Annotated in this window: 22 protein-coding genes; 11 read left to right on the top strand and 11 right to left on the bottom strand. The window is 70.4% G+C overall.

Features of this window, described 5'->3' with window-relative positions:
- Nucleotides 1-11: 11 nt before the first annotated feature.
- On the bottom strand, nucleotides 12-1202 hold the full coding sequence (locus REH65_RS21460) for an NADP-dependent malic enzyme (protein WP_281455188.1): 1191 nt from the start codon (nucleotides 1200-1202) through the stop codon (nucleotides 12-14).
- A gap of 498 nt (nucleotides 1203-1700) precedes the next feature.
- Between REH65_RS21460 and REH65_RS21455 the strand changes: the two genes are divergently transcribed.
- On the top strand, nucleotides 1701-2312 hold the full coding sequence (locus tag REH65_RS21455) for a dTDP-4-dehydrorhamnose 3,5-epimerase family protein (protein WP_406688828.1): 612 nt from the start codon (nucleotides 1701-1703) through the stop codon (nucleotides 2310-2312).
- 52 nt (nucleotides 2313-2364) lie between these two features.
- Here REH65_RS21455 and REH65_RS21450 read toward each other — a convergent pair whose 3' ends face one another.
- Complete coding sequence (locus REH65_RS21450) at nucleotides 2365-2679, bottom strand: S24 family peptidase (RefSeq protein WP_281455136.1); 315 nt, start codon at nucleotides 2677-2679, stop codon at nucleotides 2365-2367.
- Between the two features lie 78 nt (nucleotides 2680-2757).
- On the opposite strand from REH65_RS21450, the gene sodN reads away from it, so the two are divergent.
- The 5 genes from sodN (at nucleotide 2758) to REH65_RS21425 (ending at nucleotide 6009) form a co-directional block, all read left to right on the top strand.
- Complete coding sequence (sodN, locus tag REH65_RS21445) at nucleotides 2758-3165, top strand: superoxide dismutase, Ni (protein WP_093413746.1); 408 nt, start codon at nucleotides 2758-2760, stop codon at nucleotides 3163-3165.
- Nucleotides 3166-3357: 192 nt separating this feature from the next.
- Nucleotides 3358-4308 carry a hypothetical protein gene (locus tag REH65_RS21440; protein WP_406688827.1) on the top strand — a complete coding sequence of 317 codons (951 nt, stop codon included), beginning with the start codon at nucleotides 3358-3360 and terminating at the stop codon, nucleotides 4306-4308.
- Between the two features lie 216 nt (nucleotides 4309-4524).
- A complete protein-coding gene (locus REH65_RS21435; RefSeq protein WP_281455138.1) occupies nucleotides 4525-4821 on the top strand; it encodes a hypothetical protein in 297 nt (98 codons plus the stop codon).
- A gap of 59 nt (nucleotides 4822-4880) precedes the next feature.
- The gene (locus REH65_RS21430) at nucleotides 4881-5468 is read left to right on the top strand and encodes a histidine phosphatase family protein (RefSeq protein WP_406688826.1); all 588 of its coding nucleotides are present in this window, start codon (nucleotides 4881-4883) and stop codon (nucleotides 5466-5468) included.
- Between the two features lie 73 nt (nucleotides 5469-5541).
- Nucleotides 5542-6009, top strand: a complete 468-nt coding sequence (locus REH65_RS21425) for a GNAT family N-acetyltransferase (RefSeq protein WP_281455140.1) — start codon at nucleotides 5542-5544, stop codon at nucleotides 6007-6009.
- 11 nt (nucleotides 6010-6020) lie between these two features.
- Here REH65_RS21425 and REH65_RS21420 read toward each other — a convergent pair whose 3' ends face one another.
- Nucleotides 6021-6449 (bottom strand): hypothetical protein, encoded by a 429-nt coding sequence (locus REH65_RS21420; RefSeq protein ID WP_281455141.1) that lies wholly within the window; start codon nucleotides 6447-6449, stop codon nucleotides 6021-6023.
- Between the two features lie 118 nt (nucleotides 6450-6567).
- Here REH65_RS21420 and REH65_RS21415 point away from each other — a divergent pair, with 118 nt between their 5' ends.
- From REH65_RS21415 to REH65_RS21405, 3 genes are all read left to right on the top strand, one after another.
- On the top strand, nucleotides 6568-6810 hold the full coding sequence (locus REH65_RS21415) for a hypothetical protein (RefSeq protein ID WP_406688825.1): 243 nt from the start codon (nucleotides 6568-6570) through the stop codon (nucleotides 6808-6810).
- A 129-nt stretch (nucleotides 6811-6939) separates the two neighbouring features.
- Nucleotides 6940-7866, top strand: coding sequence for a diacylglycerol/lipid kinase family protein (locus REH65_RS21410; RefSeq protein WP_406688824.1), 927 nt, complete (start codon nucleotides 6940-6942; stop codon nucleotides 7864-7866).
- A 248-nt stretch (nucleotides 7867-8114) separates the two neighbouring features.
- Entirely contained in the window at nucleotides 8115-8369 is a 255-nt protein-coding gene (locus REH65_RS21405) for a WhiB family transcriptional regulator (RefSeq protein WP_093413759.1), read from the top strand.
- A gap of 287 nt (nucleotides 8370-8656) precedes the next feature.
- Here REH65_RS21405 and REH65_RS21400 read toward each other — a convergent pair whose 3' ends face one another.
- A complete protein-coding gene (locus REH65_RS21400; RefSeq protein WP_281455143.1) occupies nucleotides 8657-10150 on the bottom strand; it encodes a PAS domain-containing sensor histidine kinase in 1494 nt (497 codons plus the stop codon).
- Between the two features lie 223 nt (nucleotides 10151-10373).
- Here REH65_RS21400 and REH65_RS21395 point away from each other — a divergent pair, with 223 nt between their 5' ends.
- Nucleotides 10374-10448 (top strand): 50S ribosomal protein bL37, encoded by a 75-nt coding sequence (locus REH65_RS21395; protein ID WP_372448851.1) that lies wholly within the window; start codon nucleotides 10374-10376, stop codon nucleotides 10446-10448.
- Nucleotides 10449-10526: 78 nt separating this feature from the next.
- On the opposite strand, the gene secA is transcribed toward REH65_RS21395, so the two are convergent.
- The 7 genes from secA to REH65_RS21360 all read right to left on the bottom strand — a co-directional run bounded on the left by secA (nucleotide 10527) and on the right by REH65_RS21360 (nucleotide 20663).
- The gene (secA, locus tag REH65_RS21390; RefSeq protein WP_406688823.1) at nucleotides 10527-13409 is read right to left on the bottom strand and encodes a preprotein translocase subunit SecA; all 2883 of its coding nucleotides are present in this window, start codon (nucleotides 13407-13409) and stop codon (nucleotides 10527-10529) included.
- Between the two features lie 234 nt (nucleotides 13410-13643).
- The gene (gene hpf, locus REH65_RS21385) at nucleotides 13644-14324 is read right to left on the bottom strand and encodes a ribosome hibernation-promoting factor, HPF/YfiA family (RefSeq protein WP_281455146.1); all 681 of its coding nucleotides are present in this window, start codon (nucleotides 14322-14324) and stop codon (nucleotides 13644-13646) included.
- A 417-nt stretch (nucleotides 14325-14741) separates the two neighbouring features.
- Nucleotides 14742-15425: a ComF family protein gene (locus tag REH65_RS21380; RefSeq protein ID WP_406688822.1), complete on the bottom strand. Its 684-nt coding sequence runs from the start codon at nucleotides 15423-15425 to the stop codon at nucleotides 14742-14744.
- A gap of 51 nt (nucleotides 15426-15476) precedes the next feature.
- The gene (locus REH65_RS21375) at nucleotides 15477-17192 is read right to left on the bottom strand and encodes an LpqB family beta-propeller domain-containing protein (RefSeq protein WP_406688821.1); all 1716 of its coding nucleotides are present in this window, start codon (nucleotides 17190-17192) and stop codon (nucleotides 15477-15479) included.
- On the bottom strand, nucleotides 17192-18844 hold the full coding sequence (mtrB, locus tag REH65_RS21370) for an MtrAB system histidine kinase MtrB (RefSeq protein ID WP_406693208.1): 1653 nt from the start codon (nucleotides 18842-18844) through the stop codon (nucleotides 17192-17194). The genes REH65_RS21375 and mtrB overlap by 1 nt, the downstream gene beginning before the upstream one ends.
- A 357-nt stretch (nucleotides 18845-19201) precedes the next feature.
- A complete protein-coding gene (mtrA, locus tag REH65_RS21365; RefSeq protein WP_093413767.1) occupies nucleotides 19202-19879 on the bottom strand; it encodes an MtrAB system response regulator MtrA in 678 nt (225 codons plus the stop codon).
- 139 nt (nucleotides 19880-20018) lie between these two features.
- Nucleotides 20019-20663: a dTMP kinase gene (locus REH65_RS21360; RefSeq protein ID WP_406688820.1), complete on the bottom strand. Its 645-nt coding sequence runs from the start codon at nucleotides 20661-20663 to the stop codon at nucleotides 20019-20021.
- A gap of 189 nt (nucleotides 20664-20852) precedes the next feature.
- Between REH65_RS21360 and REH65_RS21355 the strand changes: the two genes are divergently transcribed.
- Nucleotides 20853-23600 (top strand): hypothetical protein, encoded by a 2748-nt coding sequence (locus tag REH65_RS21355; protein ID WP_406688819.1) that lies wholly within the window; start codon nucleotides 20853-20855, stop codon nucleotides 23598-23600.
- Nucleotides 23601-23688 lie beyond the last annotated feature (88 nt).

Here is a 23688-nt window from a genome sequence, read left to right as displayed (position 1 = left end):
GGGTTCGTTGATCACGCGGTGGCCACACCTTCGGCACGAGCCGCCTTCGCGACCGCCGCGCTGACCTCCGGTGCGACCCTCGGGTCCAGCGGCGAGGGCACGATGTAGTCGGCGCTGAGGTCGTCGGCGGCCACGGCCGCGATGGCCTCGGCCGCGGCGACCTTCATGCCGTCGGTGATGCGCCGCGCACCCGCGTCGAGGGCTCCCTTGAAGATGCCGGGGAACGCCAGGACGTTGTTGATCTGGTTCGGGAAGTCGCTGCGCCCGGTGGCCACGACCGCCGCGTACTTGCCCGCGACCTCCGGGTGGATCTCCGGGTCGGGGTTGGACAGGGCGAAGATGATGGAGTCCGGGGCCATCGAGGCCACCTGCTCCTCGGGGACCTGCCCGATGGAGACGCCGATGAACACGTCCGCGCCGCGCATCGCCTCGGCGGGGCCGCCGCTGATGCCGCGCGGGTTGGTGAACTCGGCCAGCTCCTGCTTGATCGGGGTGAGCCCGTCGCGGTCGGCGCTGATCACGCCGCGCGAGTCGAGCACGATGATCTCGCCGACACCCGCGGTGTGCAGGATCTTCGCGCAGGCGACACCGGCGGCACCGGCGCCGGAGATGACCACCTTGAGCGACTCCAGCTCACGGCCGGAGACGCGGGCGGCGTTGCGCAGCGCGGCCAGCACGACCACGGCGGTGCCGTGCTGGTCGTCGTGCATGACCGGGCAGTCCAGGGCCTCGGTGACGCGGCGCTCCAGCTCGAAGCAGCGCGGCGCGGAGATGTCCTCCAGGTTCACCGCGCCGAACGAGGGGCGCAGCCGGACCAGGGTCTCCACGATCTCGTCGACGTCGTTGGTGTCCAGGACCAGCGGGATCGAGTCGAGCCCGGCGAAGGTCTTGAACAGCGCGGACTTTCCCTCCATGACCGGCAGCGAGGCCTTCGGCCCGATGTCCCCGAGACCGAGCACCGCCGACCCGTCGCTGACCACGGCGACCAGCCGCTGCGTCCAGGTGTAGCGGTCGGCCAGGGACGGATCGCTCGCGATCGCCCGGCTGACCTGCGCCACCCCGGGGGTGTACGCGATCGACAGGTCGCGCGCGCTGTCGAGCGGGGCGGTCACCGCAGCGGTGAGTTTGCCCCCTTCGTGCGCGGCGAAGATCTCTTCGTGGGTCAGCTCGGCACCGATTCCATTGGCGGTGCCCTCGTTCATGGTGGTCACGGCGTCCCTCCTGTTGCCATGCCTGCGGCCCGAGCACAATTCCGAGCCGGGCGGATGCGACCTTCATCGGTCGCTTTCGACGCCGACTTTCCGGGCGTTCCGGAGAAGTGGACGTCTTATCGAAATACCGGTACCGGCCATCCTGTTCGGACAGCGGCTCGGTGGACGCTGCGGTCCGGTTAGTGTGCCAGCCCCGCGATGGCATGTCAGCGACAGGGATCACACGCTCGACCAGCAAAAAGGCGAGATTTTTACGGAACATGACAGTACGCGCGTCATATTTTCCGCACACGTCAAGCAGTACGTACGTCCGGTTTGCAATTCGCGGAGTTGCGGACCAACCGAGCCGTTTCAGAATCTGAATCGAAACTGTTCACAAAAACGCGTTCCCCGACCTCGCATTTTCCGCGATGCGATCGAGCACGGGAACCTTCCTGTCACCGCCGCCCCGTCGCGGGAACCGACGATCACGCCTCCTAGGCTCGGCCCGTGCAGGTACGTCGACTTGAAATCACCGGGGCGTTCGAATTCACCCCGAAGGCCTTCCCGGATCACCGGGGGCTGTTCGTCGCCCCCTTCCAGGGGGAGGCGTTCGCCGAAGCCACCGGGCACCCCATACGCCTGGGGCAGACCAACCACAGCGTCTCGGCCCGCGACGTCATCCGCGGCGTGCACTTCGCCGACACCCCGCCCGGCCAGGCCAAGTACGTCTACTGCCCGCAAGGCGCCCTGCTGGACGTGATCGTCGACGTCCGCGTCGGTTCACCCACCTTCGGCCGGTGGGAGGCGATCCGCCTCGACTCCACCGAGTACCGCGCCGTCTACCTCGCCGAAGGACTCGGGCACGCGTTCCTCGCCCTGACCGACAACACGGTGATGACCTACCTGTGCTCCACCGGCTACAACCCCTCCGGCGAGCACGGCATCAACCCGCTGGACCCCGAGCTCGACCTCCCCTGGTCCGGTGAACTCGCCGGCGAGCCGATCCTGTCCGAGAAGGACCGCGACGCCCCGACCCTCGCCGAAGCGAAGGCCGATGGCCTGCTCCCGGACTTCGCCACCTGCCTCACCCACTACGAGTCGCTGCGCTCGGCGACGTGAGCACGGGAACCTTCCTGCCACCGCCGAGGTGATGGCAGGAAGGTTCCCCTCCTCAGCGCACGCGCCCCGGCGACGGCCACAACCGCCACCGCACCACTCCCAGCACCTGGGCCGGACCGAGCTCGCGGGAGTCGGTGGAACCGAAACCGTTGTCGCCCTCCACGTGCCAGCCGTCGGCCTCCCGGCGGACCGCGCGCTTGACCGACAGCTGCTCGGGACGCTGCCGCCACCGCACGAGCACGACATCACCCGGCCGGGCAACATCGCCGGTCCGGAACACCACGACGTCCTGGTCCCGAAGAGTGGGAACCATCGACGGTCCGCGCACCCGCAACCGGCGCAACGGCCACGGTCCGAGTGATTTCACCGGCACCTCCAGTAGGACTACGAGGATCTTCAAGAGTAGGGTCGGCCCCGTCGGAGCACTCACTGTCAGGGAGGAAACATGCGACTCCTGTCGCGCATCCTCGGCCCCCGTCTTGAGGCGACCGCGCACTGCGACCTTCCGTGCGGCGTTTACGACCCCGCGCAGGCGCGGATCGAGGCGGAGTCGGTCAAGGCGGTCCAGGAGAAGTACCAGGCCAACGAGGACCCGGAGTTCCGCACTCGTGCGATCATGATCGCCGAGCAGCGCTCCGAGTTGGTCAAGCACCACCTGTGGGTGCTGTGGACCGACTACTTCAAGCCGCCGCACTTCGAGAAGTACCCGCAGCTGCACGAGCTGGTCAACAAGGCCACCAAGGCTGCCGGCGCCACCGGCACCAAGGGCTCGATGGACCCGGCCAAGGGTCAGGAGCTGCTGGACTACATCGCCGAGATCGACAAGATCTTCTGGGAGACCAAGAAGGGCTGAGTAGTCCGCCCGCTGAAGACGCCGACCTGCGCCTCGCCGCAGGTCGGCGTCTTTTTTGCGCTCCGTCCACTTTCCACACCCGAGCACGCCGACCGCGTGACCGCAGTCACATCATCACCGAGCTGGGGTCGTGCTCCCGCGCTGATCGATACGTTCCCCGCATCTGCCGTCCGCGCACTGGGGGTTCGCTGAGTGGAGTGGCACAAGTGGAGCGCCGTGCTCGGCAGCCTGGTGTTCCCCACCGCGGTGGTGCTCGTGTTCGCGCTCGCGCTGTGGTCCGATCGCACGCGCGCGCTGAAGATGGCGCGGAAGTGGGGAGTTCCGGAACCCGCCGACGGGCAGGTCGACGAAGTTCTCCGCTACCGGCGCGTGCGCTTGGCCTGCTACCCGGTGCTGTACGCGGTGTTCGGGATCTGGGGTCCGCTCGCGCAGAACGACCAGGGCGGCACCACCAACGGCGGAATGGCTGTGCTGCCGATGTTCCTGTGCGGGGCGGTGATCGCGGAGGTCCTCGCTCTCCACCGGGGTCGAGGGCGACGATCGCGACCTGTTCGGATCCGGCTCTTCGCCCTGGTCTCGCGCTGGGGAGCGGTTGTTTATGCCGCGCTCGTGCTGACGACGTTCGCGCTGGGCCTGATCGACCTGCGGGCGCAACCTCACATCACCCCCGCCCTGCTCCGCGCGGCCCGCGAGCACGGCACGGGCGATCAGCTCGGAGCCCCGATCACCGTTCCTTTCGCGGGCACCGCGGCGGTCCTGGTGCTCGTCGCCTTCGTCCTCTGGACGGCGCAGAACCGCTCGGTGAGCTCGAACGACGAGATCGACCGCGCCCTGCGGACCCGGAGCGCGCGCGTGGCGCTCGGACTGGGCATCGCGATGCAGATCTCGCTGCTGTCCCTGTCGACCTGGCGGATGGCTTTCGTCGCCCGGCACAGCGCCCAGGAACTCATCCCCACCGGTCCCGACACCTTCGGCCCCGATCCCGCCGCGACCGCCATCCGCGACTGGGCGCAGAACACCTACGACTCGGTCGGTTCCTGGACGTTCCTGATCTGCATCGTCGCGATCCTCACCTGGATCTACGCCGCGAACCCGCGAACAACCGCGACGACGAACCTCCTGTCGAGGACATCGCGCGACTGACCGGCCCGGTGGCAGAAAGGTTCCCGAGCACTCCCCCGCGAGCCGATGCGCGGAAGGTTCCCGTGCACTCCGCGAGGTGATCGGGAGGTTCCCTTGCTCGCGTTCCGGTGATCGGAAGGTTCCCATGCCCCGGTCGGGGCGCCGGTGACGACCATGCGGGCGGTCTGGGGCGGTCCTAGGGTGAGCGATATCGGACATCGACGTCTGGAGGCAGTCATGACCACGGCATGCCGCGAGCACACCGGTCACGATCACCAGCACGGTCCCGGGTGCGGGCACGTCGCCGTGCCGCACGGCGACCACGTCGACTACGCCCACGACGGGCATCTGCACGTCGATCACGGCGGGCACTACGACGAGTGCGAGGCCGAGGGACATCACGAGCACGGTTCCCATCAGCACGTGCACGGCGAGGGGTGCGGGCACGTCGCGGTGCCGCACGGCGATCACGTCGACTACGTCCACGACGGACACCGGCACGCCGTGCACGGGGAGCACTACGACGAGCACTGACCGATGTGGACTCGGCACGTCGCCGTGCGGAACGAGCCCGGGTCCGTAGGCTGCGGTGCGTGGAGCAGCGCGTCTACATCCTCCGGCACGGCACCACCGAGTGGTCCCTGACCGGCCAGCACACCAGCCGCACCGACATCCCGCTCACCGCGGAGGGTGAGCTGCGCGCTCGTCAGGCGGGGCAGACCCTGACCGCGCTGCGCCCGCCCGGTCCGGTGCTGGTGCTGTGCAGTCCGCGCAAGCGGGCGCAGCGGACCGCCGATCTCGCCGGGCTCGCCGACGTGGTCACCGAACCGCTGCTGGTGGAGTGGGATTACGGCGACTACGAGGGCCTGACCACCGACCAGATCCGCGAGACCGTTCCGGATTGGACGGTGTGGAGCCACCCCTGCCCCGGCGGAGAGACCGCGTCCAACGTCGCCACCCGCGCCGACGACCTCCTGACCCGGGTGCGCGAGGCGGGAACCGACGTGGTGCTGGTCGGCCACGGGCACTTCAGCCGCTGCCTGATCGCGCGCTGGCTGAACCTGCCGATCGCCGCGGGCGTGCACTTCGCGCTGGACCCCGCGGCCGTCACGGTCCTCGGCGACGATCGGGGCGCCCCGCAGATCCAGCGCGCCAACGTCCCCGCCTGGCAGCACGGCTGAGACCTGCCTCGATCCCCGCGCGCACGGCTGCGCAGAATGGACCGGCAGGAACCGAGTCGGTCGTGGAGGTCGGATGATCAGGCGGGCCCGTGAGCAGGACGTGGCGGCGATGGTCGAGCTGGTCTACGAGCTCGCCCGCTACGAGGAGGAACCCGAGTCCTGCCACCTCACCGAGCAGCAGCTGCGAACGGCGCTGTTCGGGCCCGATCCCGCGCTGTTCGGTCACGTGGCCGAAGTGGACGGTGCCGTGGTCGGGTTGTCGCTGTGGTTCCTGAACTTCTCCACCTGGGAGGGCGTGCACGGGATCTACCTGGAAGATCTCTACGTGCGCCCCGAGCACCGCGGGTCGGGTCTGGGCAAGGAGCTGCTGCGGACGCTGGCGCGCGAGTGCGTCGAGCGCGGTTACGCGCGGCTGGAGTGGTCCGTGCTGGACTGGAACGAGCCCTCGATCGCGTTCTACAAGGCCCAGGGCGCGTTCCCGATGGACGGCTGGAGCGTCTACCGGCTCACCGGCGACGCCCTGACGTCGTTCGGCGGCTGAGCGGGTCCTGGTCAGTCCTCGCGGGCGTCGGGGGCCATCGAGGCGTGGAACGACCACTCGCGGCCCTGGCGGTTGAACAGGAACCACAGCACGGCGATCGCGGGGACGGCGATGATCAGGCCGATCAGCGGCCGCCCGGACGGGCCGGTGGCGTACCAGGCGGTGCCCAGCAGCAGCAGCTGCAGCAGCAGGGCGGGGGTGCGGGCCCAGTGCTTGCCCTTGATCAGGCCGATGCCCGCGGCGAGCACGCCGGCGGCCAGCAGGGCGTAGTAGCCGGCCTCGCCCCAGGTCTCGCCGCGTTCGAGCTGGCCGACACCGCCGAGGTCGGTGGAGGTGCTGCGGACCAGCAGCGCCACGACGAACACCAGTCCCGCCACGGCCTGCAGCGTGGTCAGCAGGCCGGCGATGCGCACCGTGCGGGGAACGATCTCGGTAGCCAAGGGGCCCTCTCAGAATCGGGGCCTGGACCCCGCTAGTGACTCTGCGTGTGCACTTTCGATGGTAATACCGCCCGATCGCCGCATAGCTGCCGCTCGCCCCAGACGCCATGATCGACTCATGGCTGAAGCGGCGATCGCGGATATCGGGGTGTCCGCCCAGCTCGCCGCGTGCACGTCGGCAGCCGGTGGACGACGAGCGGGTGCGTTCCGGGGTTACGCATCGAGTCGTCACCGGAAACCGGTGATCAGCGGCGTGGCGCACTCGCTCCTGGTGCGCTCCACCGCCGCGTCCGCCCGTGCCGCGCACCTCGGCCGGTCCCGTCGGTCGTCGAAGCCGGAGGTGGCCGGACAGCCCAGTTGAGACTTCGCGGGCCAGTTGAGACTTCGCGGGCCGGTTTGAGACTTCTCAGGCCGGTTGAGACCGCTCGCCGCGCGTACCCGAGCCCCCGCGCTCGACGGACACGAAACCGTCTCGCTTAGGCTTCGGGTCGTGCGCGCTGTTCTCGTCGTCAACCCGCAGGCGACCTCCACCACCGCCAGCGGCCGGGATGTGCTGGCCGCGGCGCTGGCCAGCGTGCTGAAGCTGGACGTGGTGGAGACCCGGCACTTCGGGCACGCCGCGGAGGCCGCGCGGGACGCGGTGCGGGACGGCGCCGACCTGGTCATCGCGCACGGCGGTGACGGCACGGTCAACGAAGTGGTCAACGGCATGTTCGAGGTCGCCGAGCCCGGCGATCCGTCGATGCCGACGCTGGGCGTGGTGCCCGGCGGGTCGGCGAACGTCTTCGGCCGCGCGCTCGGGCTGCCCAAGGATCCGGTGGACGCCACCCACCACCTGATGCGCGCGCTGGCGGATCGCAGCACCCGGCGGGTCGGGCTGGGCAAGGCCGATGAGCGGTGGTTCACCTTCAACGCCGGCATCGGCTGGGACGCCGAGGTGGTCGCCGAGATGGAGCGGCAGCGGTCGCGCGGCCGGGAGGCGACGCCCGCCCTGTACGCCCGGATCGCCCTGTCCTGCTACTTCCGGATGGCGCGCGGCGAGCCGAAGCTCACCTTGCAAATTGGTGACGACGAACCGAGTGACCTACTACACAGCGTGTTCGTCTCCAACACCGACCCGTGGACCTACCTGGGGTCGACTCCGGTGCGCATGAGCCCCGAGACCAGCTTCGACAACGGTCTCGGCGTGTTCGCGCTGACCAAGACGAGCGTTTACCCTGTGTTGCGACACGTAGCGGAGATGCTACGCGGTAGAGGGAAACCACACGGAAGAAACTCAATTCAGGCTGCGGATGTGCCCCATCTACGCGTAGCCTGTACGGAGCCGTTGCGCCTGCAGGTGGACGGCGATTGCCTGGGTGAGCGATCGGTGGTCGAGTTCTCCTCAGTCCCGAACGCTCTCCGCGTCGCTGTATAACCTTCTCGTAACGGATGGACGTCGCTGTCGGCTCATGACCCCCGTCTGAGCCCGGGAGCACACCGAAACCCCTGGTCAAGTCTCGTCGATCTTTCAGGTGAGTTGGCTCACCGCTCGAGATCGACCTCTTGACATCGCGGCAGTTCGTGAAAGCATTCACAAGCACACGGACTCCGTGAAAGCATTCACAAACACCCCGAACGAACTATCGGCGCGCGCATGGCGTGCCTAGCGAGGAGCAAGGAACAATGGACTGGCGCCACGATGCGGTTTGCCGTGACGAGGACCCGGAGCTGTTCTTCCCGGTTGGGAACAGCGGTCCTGCTGTGCTGCAGATCGCCGAGGCGAAGGCCGTATGCCGCCGTTGTCCGGTTGCCTCTCAGTGCCTGGCGTGGGCGCTCGAGAGCGGCCAGGACGCCGGTGTCTGGGGCGGCATGAGCGAAGACGAGCGGCGTGCCCTCAAGCGGCGCAACGCTCGCACCCGGGCGCGCACCAACGCCTGAGTAGCAGCTCGCTGAGACGCGGCAGGTCGGTCGCACCCCCGGTGACCGACCGCCCGTCTCGCCCCGGGCCGCACACGGCCTCGCAGCGTGAACTGACCCACCCCGACTAGTAGCTACTCGGCCGATCAGCGTCGATGTCGGTCCCGCACGTTCCAGCCGATCTCCCCATCTCGACGGGGTAGCCGGAACCCGGCCGGGAAACCGACTCGATCGGCCCGACGTCCCAGGCGCGTTGGGACGTCACTCGAACGATCGACGCATCAGCGTGGCGCCCAGCATACGGGCCGTCATCGCCGGTACTTCAGAGGCACCCGCAAGACCGCCTCGGTACCACGTTGATGACCGCGGCCACGCAAGCTCAACGACCCGCGGAGCTCCGACTCCACGAGGGTCCGCACGATCTGCAGGCCGAGACGTTCGGCGCGCTCGAGGGAGAATCCCTTCGGCAGGCCACGACCGTCATCCGAGATGACGACGTCGAGCCAGCGCGCCGAACGCTCCGCCTGCACGACCACTTCCCCGCCCTGCCCCTCCGGGAAGGCGTGCTCGAAAGCGTTCTGCACCAGCTCGGTCAGGACCATCACCAGCGGCGTGGCCAGCTCGGCCGACACCACGCCGAACTTCCCGCCGCGGCTGACCTTCACCCCGGTCTCGGCCACGGCGACATCGCTCATCATCGGGATCACCCGGTCCACCACGTCGTCGAGGTCGACCCGCTCGTCGACCGACATCGACAGCGTCTCGTGCACCAGGGCGATCGAGGTGACCCGCCGCACCGACTCGTCCAGCGCCAGCCGCGCCTCGTTGTTGCCGGTGCGCCGCGACTGCAACCGCAGCAGCGCGGCCACGGTCTGCAGGTTGTTCTTCACGCGGTGGTGGATCTCGCGGATCGTGGCGTCCTTGGACATCAGCGCGCGGTCCCGCCGCTTGACCTCGGTGACGTCGCGCACCAGCACCAGCGCGCCGGCCGTCTGACCGCGCGGGCGCAGCGGCAGCGCGCGGAACAGCACCGTCGCACCGCGGGCCTCGGCCTCGATGCGCATGCTCGGCTCGCCGCCCATCGCCCGCCGGACCCGCTGCGCGACCTCGTCGGCGTCGAACGGGTCGTTGAGCAGCGACCGGGTCAGCGGCGCCAGCTGCGCTCCCACCAGGTCCGCGGCGTGGCCCATGCGGTGGTAGGCCGACAGGGCGTTGGGGCTGGCGAACACGACCGTGCCCGAGTTGTCCAGGCGGATCAGCCCGTCACCGACGCGCGGGCTGGTGTGCACGTCCGGGGCGGGTTCCGGCGTCGGGAAGGTGCCGTCGGCGACCATCTGGCACAGGTCGGCGGCGCTGCCCAGGTAGGAGATCTCCAGCGGGCTGGGCACCCTCGGCACGGCCAGGTTGGTGTCGCGGCTGAGCACGGCCACGATCTCGTCGCCCAGCTTCACCGGGATGGTCTCGCGCCGGACCGGCACGCCCAGGTGCCAGCGCGGGTCCTCCTCGCGGCAGATGCGGCCCTCCAGGGCCGCGCGGCGCAGCTGCGGGTGGTCGTCCTGGGTCACCTCGGAGCCTACGACGTCCTCCGGGTGCGCGGTGGGCGCCGTGGTGGGGCGCGCCTGCGCGACGCACAGGAAGCGGTCCTCCGGTGCCTCGGACGGGCCGATCGGGACCCACATGATGAAGTCGGCGAACGACAGGTCGCTCAGCAGCTGCCACTCGGCGACCACGAGTTGCAGGTGGTCGGCAGCGGTGCCGGACAGGCCGGTGTGCTCGGCGAGAAGGTCACTCAGCGTGGACAAGTCGGCCCTCCGGGTCGGCTACGCGGATCTCCCCCGCCATTCTTCCTCCTCGTCACGGCCGTCACCGGCCCCCGCTTAGGAAACCACGAGCGCCACCACCCGCCGGAGGCAGGTATCGGACATGGCAGACTGGAACCTCGAAATCCCAGCGGAGACCGGGTGTCAGTTGATCACTCGCGGTCACCGGGCTGGAGTGAATCTCGACTTTCGAGGGAGTCGCCTTATGGGCAAGCGCGCGCGCAAGAAGAAGGACCGGCGCAAGAACAAGGCCAACCACGGCAAGCGCCCCAACTCGTGATCTCGGCGGCTCTTGGCCGCACCCGAGATGAGAATGGCCCCGGACCGATCGGTCCGGGGCCATTCTCATCGCTGACGGTCAGCGCTTGCGCTTCTTGTTGTCGGCTCGGGCCGCCGCGCGGCGCTCGCGGCGGGTGCCGCCCCGGGACTCGGGGGTGTCGGCGTCCTGGTTGGTCTGCACGTCGCCGGTCTCGCTCGGGCCCGAGTAGCTGAGCCGCTGGTTGGCGGGAGCCTGCAGGCCACCACCGGCCAGCGCGGCCGGGGGCTGCTCGCCGCCCTGGGCGGGGCCACCGGCGAGCTGGCTCAGCGCCGGGCCCGCCGAGGCGGGCTTGGCGCGCCGGGCGCGGGCTCCCTGGGGCTGAGCCGCCGCCTGCGGGGCCTGCGGCGTCTGCGGGACCTCCGGGACCCCGTTGCCGGCCTGGCTCACCGAGACGGGCACAGCGGGCTGCTCGGCGGCGGGCTCGGGCTCGGCGGCCTCGACCTGGACGTTGAACAGGAATCCGACCGACTCCTCCTTCAACGCGTCCAGCATCGCGCCGAACATGTCGAAGCCCTCGCGGCGGTACTCGATCAGCGGGTCGCGCTGCGCCATGGCGCGCAGGCCGATGCCCTCCTTGAGGTAGTCCATCTCGTAGAGGTGCTCGCGCCACTTGCGGTCCAGGACGCTGAGCAGCACGCGCCGCTCCAGCTCCCGCATCGCGCCCGGGCCGACCTTGCCGTCGACGTCGGCCTCGCGCCGGGCGTAGGCCTCCTTGGCGTCGGCGACGATGAGCTCCAGCAGGTGCTCCTTGCTGAGGTCGTCGTCCTCCTCGACCAGCTTCTCCCAGCTCAGGCCGACGGGGTACAGCGAACCCAGAGCCTTCCAGAGCTTCTCGAAGTCCCAGTCCTCGGCGTAGCCCGCGGAGGTCTCGGCGTCGACGTAGGCGGTGATGACGTCGGTGAGCATGTGCATGACCTGCTCCTGCAGGTCCTCACCGGCCAGAACCCGGTGGCGCTCGTCGTAGATGACGGTGCGCTGCTGGTTCATCACCTCGTCGTACTTGAGGACGTTCTTGCGGATCTCCATGTTCTGCTGCTCGACCTGCGTCTGAGCGCTGCGGATCGCGCGGGAGACCATCTTGTGCTCGATCGGGACGTCGTCGGGCACCTTCAGGCGCGTCATGACGGTCTCGACCATGGCGGAGTTGAAGCGGCGCATGAGCTCGTCGCCCAGCGACAGGTAGAAGCGGGACTCGCCCGGGTCGCCCTGACGGCCGGAACGACCGCGCAGCTGGTTGTCGATGCGGCGGGACTCGTGGCGCTCGGTGCCCAGCACGTAGAGGCCGCCCGCCTCGCGGACGCGGTCGGCTTCGGCGTCGACCTGCGCCTTGATCTTCTCGACGACGGCGGGCCACTCGGCCTCGTACTGCTCGCGGTTCTCGACCGGGTCCAGGCCGCGCTGGCGGAGTTCGGCGTCGGCGAGGTGGTCGACGTTGCCGCCGAGCACGATGTCGGTACCGCGACCGGCCATGTTGGTGGCGACGGTGACCGCGCGGAGGCGACCGGCCTCGGCGATGATCGCGGCCTCGCGCTGGTGGTTCTTCGCGTTGAGCACGTTGTGCGGGATGCCGCGCTTGGTGAGCAGCTTCGACAGGTACTCGGAGCGCTCGACGCTGGTGGTGCCGACCAGGACCGGCTGGCCCTTCTCGTGGCGTTCGGCGATGTCCTCGGCGACGGCCTCGAACTTGGCGGGCTCTCCCTTGTAGACCAGGTCGGGCTGGTCGATGCGGGCCATCGGCTCGTTGGTGGGGATGGGCACCACGCCGAGCTTGTAGGTGGTGTGGAACTCGGCCGCCTCGGTCTCGGCGGTACCGGTCATGCCGCCGAGCTTGTCGTAGAGCCGGAAGTAGTTCTGCAGCGTGATCGTGGCCAGCGTCTGGTTCTCGGCCTTGATCTCGACGCCTTCCTTGGCCTCGATCGCCTGGTGCATGCCCTCGTTGTAGCGGCGGCCGGCCAGGATGCGGCCGGTGAACTCGTCGACGATGGACACCTCGCCGTCGCGGACGATGTAGTCCTTGTCGCGCTGGTAGAGCTCCTTGGCCTTGAGCGCGTTGTTGAGGTAGCCGACGAGCGGCGTGTTGGCGGCCTCGTAGAGGTTGTCGATGCCGAGCTGGTCCTCGATGATCGACACGCCCTCCTCGGTGACGCCGACGGTGCGCTTGCGCTCGTCGACCTCGTAGTGGGCGTCGCGCTTGAGGATGGGGGCGAGCCGGGCGAACTCCTGGTACCAGCGCGAGGACTGGTCGGCCGGGCCGGAGATGATCAGCGGCGTCCGGGCCTCGTCGATGAGGATGGAGTCGACCTCGTCGACCACGGCGAAGTGGTGGCCGCGCTGCACGCAGTCGGCGAGGCTCCAGGCCATGTTGTCGCGCAGGTAGTCGAAGCCGAACTCGTTGTTGGTGCCGTAGGTGATGTCGGCGGTGTAGGCCTGGCGGCGCTGCTCCGGGGTCATCTCGGCGAGGATCGCGCCGACCTCGAGGCCGAGGAAGCGGTGCACGCGGCCCATCCACTCGGCGTCGCGCTTGGCGAGGTAGTCGTTGACGGTGACCACGTGCACGCCCTTGCCGGTGATGGCGTTGAGGTAGGCGGGCAGGACGCAGGTCAGGGTCTTGCCCTCACCGGTCTTCATCTCGGCGATGTTGCCCAGGTGCAGGGCGGCACCGCCCATCAGCTGCACGTCGAAGTGGCGCTGGCCGAGGGTGCGCTTGGCGCCTTCGCGGGCGACGGCGAACGCTTCGGGGAGCAGCTCGTCCAGCGACTCGCCGTCGCTGTAGCGGCGCTTGAACTCGTCCGTCTTGCCCCGCAGCTCGGTATCGGACAAACCGACGACGGTGTCTTCGAGCTCGTTGATGTGCGCTGCGATAGCGCGCAGGCGCTTGAGCATCTTGCCCTCGCCGGCGCGGAGCAGTCGGGACAGGACCATCCGGTCGACCTCGCTAGCTGATCGTGACGCGTCCGTCACGGACGCTTTGTGGCCATCGTATTAGAGCTGGCTGTGGGGGTGTGCCGTAGTCCGCTGCAGCGTTGGCGGACCGCAACACGCGGCTGTCCCCCGCGAACCACCGTACGCGGGGGACAGCCGTGCGGGTCGGGCGTGGCGCAGACTCGCCCTGAGGGGTTCTCCGGCGACGTGCGCGGAACCGCCCGGATTGTGTGGTCAGGCGTCGGCGAGTCGGATCACGCCGTAGTCGAATCCCTTCCTGCGGTAGACGACGCTGGGACGGCCGCTGTCGGCGTCGGCGAAGAGGTAGAAGTCGTGGCCGACGAGTTCCATCTGGGAGAGGGCCTCGTCGACGGTCATCGGTTTGGCCGTGTGCTCCTTCTCGCGCACGACCTGCCCGGGGGCGTAGTCGTAGTCCTCCTCGGTCATGCGCTGCCCCGGCACCTCGGCGGTGCGCTCGGGGGCTTCCTGGGGCGCTTCGAGCAGCGCGGTCCGGCCTTCGGCCATGCCTGAAGGGCTGGAGCCGGTCACGACGGGCCGGTCGGCCATCGCTGCGGTCGCCTCTGCCACGGAAGTGGGGTTGTGCTGTCCGTAGTGCACCTTTCTACGGTCGTGCATGCGCCGGAGCCTGCTCTCCAGCTTGGTCGTCGCGGCGTCGAGCGCGGCGTAGAAGTCGCCGGCGCAGGCTTCGGCGCGGATGGGAGCGCCCTTGCCCTTGAGTGTGATCTCGACTCGTTGGCAGTTCTTGGCCTGGCGGGGGTTCTTCTCGTGGAACAGTTCCACTTCCGCCCGAATGGCCTTCCGGTTGTACCGCTCAAGCCGGGTCATCTTGGTGGTGACGTGCTCCCGGTAGTGATCGGGAACCTGAACGTTACGACCCTTGACGACGATATCCATTCACGACCTCCGTTCCTTGCATGCTCCGTAGGCGAGGTGTGCACGGGGGCGCCTTGAAAGGGAGATCAGCTCGCTTTCGGCGCCAGGGACATGGTTTTCGCTCCTTCCCTCCGCCTCGAGTTGGCTGGATTGGTTCGCCACGTTAGCTCGGTTTATCGATTTGTGACACCCCCTCGGTAGGGCGAAGTCAAGCATCCACCGAGAGTGATATTTGCAGCCGAAAGCACGAGATCACGCTGAGTGCCAGGCGTGCCCGAAAAGAGCCGCCGAACGGGTTGTTCACCCGTTCGGGTAGGTAGTGTCGTCGCTCTGCGCAGGGTGGCGATCTGACTGTTCACCCAGCTCATACCCGGAGAACGAACGGGAGGGCCCTCGGGTTCCTGGGCCGATCAGGTATGGCCGAATCACCCGGGGAGATCAGCCCGCCGTCGCGGTCAGCGCGAGCACCAGCGAAACCGGACATCGCGCCGCGTTCAGGGCGGCCGCCGAACCGGCCGCCGTGGCACCGGAGGTGACCACGTCGTCGAGCAGCGCGACCTGCGTTCCCGCTGGTGGGAGGCGTTCCGGGCGCACCAGCACGCGGCCGTTGAGGTTGTCGGAGCGCTGCTGCGGGGTCAGTCCCGCCGAATCCGCCGCGCCACGTGCGGTCAGCAGGCAGTCCGCGGCCCGCGCCGGCATCCCCGACTCGGTGAGCGCGGTGGCCGCGTGCCGCGCGATCCGGCCCATGTGGGAACCACCCCGACGCCGCGAGGCCATCGCCCGCGACGGCGCCGGGACCAGCCACCACTCCCCCGGCAGCGCGCGGTCCAGGGTGATCGAGCGCAGCGCGACCGCGAGCTGCGCGGCCAGCGGAGCGGCGAGATCGCGCCGTCCCGACTCCTTGTAGGCCAGCACCGCCCGGCGAGCGGCACCCCGGTACCTGCCGAGCGCGAACACCGGTGGCCCGTCGGCGAGCAGCGGCCGCTCGACGCGCCGCAGCCCGCCCAACCGGCCCGCGCACTCGCGGCACCACGCGGTGCCCGCGACGTCGCAGCCGACGCAGTGCTGCGGCAGCAGCAGGTCGGCCAGTCCGGAGAGCGCGTCGCGCAGGCGGGTGAGCACGCCCCGATCATGACGTTCCCGCCGACCCGACTCACCGGCGCGTGTCGGGCGTCAGCCCGGGAAGAACGGGATGGAGGCGCCGCCGATGGGGACGTCCAGCAGGGACCAGACGTCCTCGGTGTCCTGGGACTGCCAGATCCCGTGGCGATCGGCGACCACGACCTGGCCGCCCGGGCCGACCGTGATGGCGGTGAGCGGCTGGCCGAGGTTGGCGGCCGTGTAGGGCTCCCAGCGGAAACCGTCCACCGACAGGTCGAAGACCGGGAAGTTGTTGCTGTCGGTGGTCGCGACCAGCGATTCGTCCTGCCGCCACTCGACGGAGGTGATCCGCACGTCCTGCGGCGGGCGCAGCACCACCGGCCGCTGCAGCACGGCCCGGCCGTCGTGCTCACCGATCCCGGCGACCACGACCTCGTCGTCGACGACGGCGGCGACGCGGGTGCCGTCGCGGGACAGCCGCAGGTCCGTGATCGGGCGACCGGCCGGCAGCGCCCGGGTGTCGACGGTCTGCGGCACCCACCCGGCCGCGGTGGCCATCGCGCGCACCACCTCGCGGCCGTCGACGACCGTCCAGGCCTCCTCCTCGCCGCGCCAGGTCGGCTTGCTCATGTAGTTGCCCGCGGTGGGCAGCTCGGCCAGCTGCCCGCCGAAGTCGCCGACGCGCAGCGCCACACCACCGGGCCGCCGGGTGACCGCGGCGAACTTGCCGCCGTGCGGCGACCGACCGGCCCGCACCACGTCGTACTCGCCGGAACCGGCGGGTCCGGGGATCGGTTTGGCCTGCCGGTCGAGCACCAGCACCCGCTCGGAGACGACGGCCAGGCCCGGCAGGTCGGGGCGCTGCAGGTTGTCGGCCTCGTAGTTCTCCATGTCGGTGGGGCGCAGGTCCTTGCCGTCGGCGAGCAGCGGCATGCCCTCCTCCTTGATGCGGACCCGCGCGCTGCTGACGCCTTCGAGCGTGTAGACCACCTGCGCGGCGATCAGCCTGCGGGTCTCCGGCGAGACCTCGCCGAGCTGGCTGAGGTTCACCTCCAGCGCGCCGTCGGCGGCTTCGGTGGTGTTGGTCTTGGGGTGCACGCCCGGCGGGATCGCGGTGCGCATCGCATCCCGCATGCCCTCCGACGGGCCGGAGGTGAGCAGCTCGATGACCCGGCGCGGCAGCGTGGTCGCCGGTTGCGACACGACGTAGCGCAGGTCCGGGGCCACGCCGCTGAGGTCGTGGTCGAGGAAGTACACCGGCACCGGGCGGAAGACGCTGCTGAACGAGGTCTTGCTGACGACCATCTCCTGCGGCGGGGTGGTGATCCGCCACTGGCCGTTGCCCTGGCGCTCCACCCGCACGTCCACGGTGAGCTCACCGGTCTCGGGCACGAAGGAGGAGTCGGCGAGCAGCCTGCCGACCCGGTCGGCGCGCAGCGTCACCAGCTGGACGCCTTCGGGCAGCGGCTGCGGCGGGGTGGCCGGGATGGTGTCGACGTTCTCGACGATGAGCATGCCCGGCGGCGGGGTCCAGTTGCGCTCGATCGAGGGCGCCAGGTGCTTGCGGGCGGACTCGTGGTTGCTGGCGGGCGAGGCGGCCTTGTCGACGAAGCTGCGCACCAGCGCCAGCGGGTCGATGTCGTCCGGCGGCGGGTTGATCGGGATCGTGGTGTTGCTGCCGTCGACCTCCTTGACGGCCTTGGGCTCGGAGCTCTCCGGGATCGACGCGCAGGCCGACACCGTCAGCAGCAGGACGAGCAGTGCCACCCACCGGCGTGCCGCGCGCATCACTTCTCCTCCCGGGGCTCTTCGGAGAGCCGGGCCGGGCCCTGGTCCCGGACCTCCTGCTCGCCGTCCGATTCGGACGGTCGTTCCACGCCGGCGGCCAGCAGCGCCTCGGGCGCGGCGATGCGCCGGGTGCTGGGCAGCGACAGCGGGCTGGTCTCGGCTTCCTCGCCGGGCTTGCGGGGCAGCGTCAGGCGGAAGCAGGAGCCCTCGCCGGGTTCGCCCCAGGCGTCGAGTTCGCCTCCGTGCAGGCGGGCGTCCTCCAGGCTGATCGACAGGCCGAGGCCGGTGCCGCCGCTGCGCCGGTTGCGGGACGGGTCGGCGCGCCAGAAGCGGGTGAACACCAGCTCGGCCTCACCGCTGCGCAGGCCCACCCCGTAGTCGCGAACGGTGACGGCGACGGCCTGCTCGTTGCCGCCGAAGCGCAGTTCGACCGGGCCGCCCTCGGCGTGGTCGATGGCGTTGGCGACGAGGTTGCGCATGATGCGCTCGACGCGGCGGGCGTCGGCGACGATGTGCAGGTCGGTGCCGTCGGCGGGCGGGTGCACGCGGAGTTCGACGCCGCTGGTCTCGGCGATGGCGCGCACGGACTCGACGGCGCGGGTGGTGATCTCCTGCAGGTCGAGCTCCCCGGCGGCCAGGTCGGCGACGCCGGCGTCGAGGCGGGAGATCTCCAGCAGGTCGGCCAGCAGCAGTTCGAACCGGTCGAGCTCGTCGACGAGCAGCTCGGTGGAGCGGGACAGGCCGGGCGGGAACTCCTCGCGGGAGGCGTGCAGCACGTCGGCGGCCATCCGCACGGTGGTGAGCGGGGTGCGCAGCTCGTGCGAGACGTCGGAGGTGAAGCGGCGCTGCAGCTGGCCGAACTCCTCCAGCTGGGTGATCTGCTGCTTGAGGCTGTCGGCCATCTCGTTGAACGACTCGGCGAGCCGGGCCACGTCGTCCTCGCCGATCACCCGCATCCGCTTGTCGAGGTCGCCTTCGGCGAGCTGCTCGGCGATCTGCGCGGCCTGCCGGACCGGGCGCACCACCTGGCGGGTGACCAGGTTGGTGATCGCGCCGAGCAGCGCCAGCAGCACTACGGCGCTGACCAGCAGGGTTCGCTGCATGACGGCGAGGGTCGTCTGCTCTGCGGTGAGCGGGAACAGCAGGTAGATCTGCAGCGGTCGGGTCGCGCTGGAGACCGGGGTGCCGACGATGACCATCGTGACGGGGCCGGTCTCGCGCTGAACGGTGTAGATCTTGGTGGCGAGCTGGCCGCGCTCGACGAAGCCGCGCAGGTCCTCGGGCACGTCCTCGACGGGTCCGGCGGCGGGCTGCTTGCTGCGCTCACCGGGTGCCCGGCCGTCGACGAGGACGGGGGTGAAGGCCCCGGCGACGGTCTCGGTGGTGGACTGGCCGGACGAGGAGGTGGTGAGCCGGTTCAGGGCGGCCTGCAGCTGCTCGGCGACGCTGTCGGAGTTGGGGTCGACGGCGGTGAGCTCGCGCTCCAGGATCGGCAGGCTGTACTCGGCCTGCGAGATCGCGGCCTGCTCCTTGGAGTCCAGCAGCTGCGAGGTGATCTGCCACTGCAGCACCATGCCCAGCACGATCACCACGGCCAGCGACAGCGCGAGGGTGCTGACGACGACGCGCAGCTGCATCGAGCGCCGCCACATGGCCTCGAACCGGTGCCAGCGGGTGCGCGTCTCCTCCCGGACACGACTGCTCAACAACCGCACCCAGCGGCTTTGTCGAGTCCACACGCTCACGGCGACCTCAAGGCTGCTAGTACTCGTTTTGCGTAGCGGTGCAGGTAGCGGAACCTCAGACGCCGCCTGGCTCCGGGCGCCGCTCCTGATGTATGCCAGCCAATACACGGCGTCCCGGCGTCCTCACCAGGCAACGTCTGAGAACCCGCGGCGGTGCGGGCTGCGAAGGTGGTCTTCACGGCTCGCGGCTGCGCCGCTTGCTCCTGACGCTCCCCATCGGACCCTTGCAGACGAGGTGGCGTCCGGAACGAGGTGGTCAGCTGATCACGGGGGGCCTGCCTTGTATCCGACTCCTCGGACGGTGAGGACGACCTCGGGGCGTTCCGGGTCGCGCTCGACCTTGGAGCGGAGGCGCTGGACGTGCACGTTGACCAGGCGGGTGTCGGCGGCGTGCCGGTAGCCCCAGACCTGCTCCAGCAGGACCTCGCGGGTGAAGACCTGGCGCGGCTTGCGGGCCAGGGCGACCAGCAGGTCGAACTCCAGCGGGGTCAGGGCGATGGGTTGGCCGTCGCGGGTGACCTCGTGGCCGGGCACGTCGATGATCACGTCGCCGATGGTCAGCACCTCGGCGGGCTCGGCGTCGGTGCGGCGCAGCCGGGCGCGCAGCCGGGCGACGAGCTCCTTCGGCTTGAAGGGCTTGACCATGTAGTCGTCGGCACCGGATTCCAGACCGAGGACGACGTCGACGGTGTCGCTCTTGGCGGTGAGCATGACGATGGGCACCACGGACTCGGTGCGGATCGCCTTGCACACGTCGATGCCGTTCATCCCGGGCAGCATCAGGTCGAGCAGGACCAGGTCGGGCTTGAGCTCGCGCAAGGCGGGCATCGCCTTGGTGCCGTCGCTGACGACGGCCGTCTCGAATCCCTCTCCCCGGAGCACGATGGTCAGCATTTCGGCCAGGGCCGGATCATCGTCCACCACGAGCACGCGTGCCTTCATGCACCACATCGTTGCACTTGTCACTTGGCGCCCGTGCATCCACCCGCCGGGTGTCGTCGCAGGTCGCGAACTCGGCGCCGGATTAGCGGAGCTCATACCGCCGAATGGAGCAGGGTCGGTGTGGTGTGGGTTTCAGCTCTCAACCCATGACGTGCTCGTCCACCAGGGCGGCGAAGTCCACGTCGGCCGCGCCGTCGACGACGACCCACGGCGTCCACCAACCGGCCTCGGCCAGTTCGGCGTAGACCTCGGCGCAGCGCTGCTGGAGCGGGGTGTCGGACTCGAAGCGGTCGCGGCGGCGGTCGGTCTCGGTGCGCTCGCGGTGCTCGGCCCGCCCGGTGGCGACCTCGGCGGGAACCCGCAGCAGGATCTGCAGGTCGGGTTCGGGCAGGCCGAAGCGGGTGATCTCCAGGTCGCGGACCCAGGACACGAACTCGCCGTCGGCGCGCTGGTGCAGCCGTGCCGCGCCGTAGGCGGCGTTGGAGGCGACGTAGCGGTCCAGCAGGACGACGTCGTGGGCGTCGAGGTCGGCGCGCAGCGCGACCGCCGCTCCCCTGCGGTCCAGCGCGTAGAGGACGGCCATGCCGTGCACCGAGGACCCGAGGTCGCCGTGCTCGCCGCGCAGCGCTTCGGCGACGAGTTCGGCGTGCACGTCCTCGGTGTAGCGCGGGAACGCCGCCCCGGCGACGGTGCGGCCCCGCGCGGTCAGCTCCTCGGTGATCCCCCTGGCCAGGGTGCGCTTGCCCGCGCCGTCCAGTCCCTCGATGACGATGAGTCGTCCCACGTCGCAGAACCGTAGCGGAGCGGGTCGGGTCGTCTTCCGCCGCGCCGGTCCCGCCGTGCGAAACCCCGGAAAACCATGACATCACCTGCCGTGACGATCACAATCGTTCGCGTAGAGGTCGCCAGGTGTGGATCTGCGATGGACAATCACCACGGCGTTCGATGATCACCACCTGCTCGGGAGGACCCTGTGCAAGTACCCGGGCCCGACACCCGCGTCGTTGAGCTGCGCGTGCACGGAATCCTCGGCACCACCGGCGACGAGCTGACCGACTCGGTCGCGTCGGTGGACGTGGCCGGGGACGGGGTGGGGCGCATCATGCGTCCCGCCGACCGGCTGCGCCGTCCCGTTCCGGGCCCGATGCTCAACGCCGGTGAGCGCTCGGTGCCCCGGATCGTCGAGGGCTACGTGTGGGGCGCGATGACCTCGGGCGGCCTGGCGAAGGCGACCTGGGCGCTGCTGTTCCCGTTCGCGCTGGCCAACATGGCGCACTGGATGCTGCCGCCGACGCGCACCGACAACCCGGTCAGCCGGGTGCTGTGCTCCTCGCTGCGCGCGTTGATGCGGATCTCCGCGCTGCTGCTGACGATGCTGATGGTCGCGCAGATCACGGTGATCACCTTGGACCTGGTGGGCTCGCAGTGCCTGGCTCCGGGGGCGCGGTGCCTCGGCTTCGTGCCGGAAGCGGCGCGCGGCGCGGACGTGCTGCGGTCGGTGGTGCTGCTGATCCCGGTGGCTCTGGTCGTGCTGCTCATGCACCGGCTGTCCACTGTGTCCTGGCGGGTGTCGGCGCCGAAGGACGACAGCCCGCAGCACTCGGCGCTGGCGCCGATGCTGCCGGGCGGCAACGTGGTGTCCGATCCGGACACTCCCGCGCTGCGAGCGCTGCACGTGGCGGCCGCGCTGGCCACGGCGGCGCTGGTGGTGCTGGGCGGTCCGCTGACGTTCAGCCTGGACCCGCGGTGGCTGGTGGCGGTCGCGGTGCTGCTGGTCGCCGTGATCGGCACGGCCGGGCTGGACGACCCGGCGGGGATGCGCGAGACCAGCAAGCTGTTCCGCGCGCTGCTGGGCCGCCGCAGCAGGCGGGTGCTGATGTCGGTGGCCGGGGTGTTGCTGGCCTCGGTGGCGCTGCTGCCGGGCGAGCCGGCGGGTCCGCTGCCGGGGTCGGGGGCGACGATCGACGCGCTGACCGCGCTGCTGGTGCTGACCTGCGTGGCGGTCGCGGTGCTGCTGCTCCCGGCGTCGCTGCTGGCGCGGCCGGTGTGGAAGTCGCAGCCGAAGCAGTTGCGGCCGTGGGCCGGTGGCTGGATGGCGGCGCCGGTGCTGATGCTGGCGGCGATGCTGGGCAACGGTTTCGGCGCGGGTCTGGCGCTGAGCGTCCGGCAGACGTTGAGCGTGCCGCGGGCGCCGGGCGCGGCGCCGCTGCTGCTGCCGGCCGCCTTCGACGACGTGACGATCTTCTGGGGCACCGCGGTGGTGCTCATGGCCGTGGCGCTGGTGGTGGCGGTGCCGTGGCTGCTGGTGCGGCGGTTCCGGCGCGACGACGAGGACCCGATCCCGGACGAGGTCGCGCTGCTGCACGCCGGTCGTCGGGAGGACCAGCGCAAGGCCGCGAGCGCGTGGCGGATCGCCGACCTGCAGCGCCGCTACTCGCACCAGCTGTTCCTGGTGATCGCCGGGGTGCTGACGGTGAGCACCGCGGCGAGCCTGGCGGCCCGGTTCGCGGGGATGCCGCGGCTGCCGTGGTTGAGCGCGATCGGCGTGGTGGCGCTGGCCGGTCTGGCGGTCGGGTTGCTGCGCATGGTGTTCCTGGCGGCGACGAAGCGCGACACCGCCCGCTACCTGGGCGTGCTGGGCGATCTGGCGTTGTTCTGGCCGCGCGAGGCGCACCCGGTGGTGCCGCCGTGCTACGCGCTGAAGGTGATCCCGGAGCTGGCCGACCGGGCCACCGAGCACCTCAAGGACCCGAACACGCGCGTGGTCCTGGTCGGGCACAGCCAGGGCAGCCTGCTGGCGGCGGTGGCCGCGGCGCGGCTGCTGGAGTCGTTGCCGGAGTCCGACCGCGAGCGGGTCGGCCTGGTGACGGCGGGCTCGCAGCTGCAGTGGGCGTACCCGAGGGCGTTCCCGGGTGTGGTGCCGCACGCGGCGCTGCGGGACCTGGCCGGGGCGATGGGCGACCGCTGGCGGTCGCTGTGCCGGGGCACGGACCCGCTGGGAGGTGCCGTGACGACCTGGAACCGGCAGGTCTACAACGGGATGCTGATCGGCGTCGGCCTGCGCGGTGACGGCACGGAAGGTCCGCTGCCCGCGGCGACGCGGGGTCCGACGGGCGCCCTGGTGCTGGGCGGGGACCACTGGCTGCCGGACCCGCAGCGGGGGCCGTTCTCGTGCCGCCGCTGGGTTCCCGGCGTGCTGGGGCACTCGGACTACAGCGGCGACCCGGAGTGGGATCGCGCGGTGGCGATGGCGGCGGGTCTGGAGCGCCCGGTGCGCGGCGCGGCGCTGCCGCTGTCGGAGGCGCCGCAGATCCCGTCCGCACCCGATCCGCGAGCGGTCGGGTCCGGTGCTGTGGGGTCTGGTGCCGTCGGGTCCGGTGCGCTGTCGCCGCAGGGCGATGACGGCGGGTCGATCGGTGACTCGGTGGAGGACCTCCCGAGGAGGACCGCCGGGGAGACGGCGGAGGCGGCGAGGTCGAAGCGCTCGAAGTCGATCCGGGCGTTCCGCAAGGAGTCGAAACGCCCGGTCGAGGCCGAGGTCCCGGAGCAGCAGTCGCACGAGGAACCGCCTCCGGAGGCCGCCGAGTCCTCCCCCGATCTGCCCGCGCAGCAGGACTCCGAGCCCCGCTCGGAACCGTCGGTGCTGCCGGAGATCACCGAGCCCAGGGGCCGCATCGCCCCGTGGGAACGAGGCTCGTCCCTGCGCTCCACGGACTCCTGACCGCACAACGACCGACCCCCGGTCCCCGGCCACCGCAGCGGCCCCTGGGAGCGGCCCCCGGGAGCGGTCCCCCGGAGCGGTGCCCCCG

Origin of the sequence: Saccharopolyspora sp. ID03-671 (genome assembly GCF_045278815.1) — a bacterium.
GTDB lineage: Bacteria > Actinomycetota > Actinomycetes > Mycobacteriales > Pseudonocardiaceae > Saccharopolyspora > Saccharopolyspora ipomoeae.
This window is presented reverse-complemented; position numbering and strand designations above follow the sequence as displayed.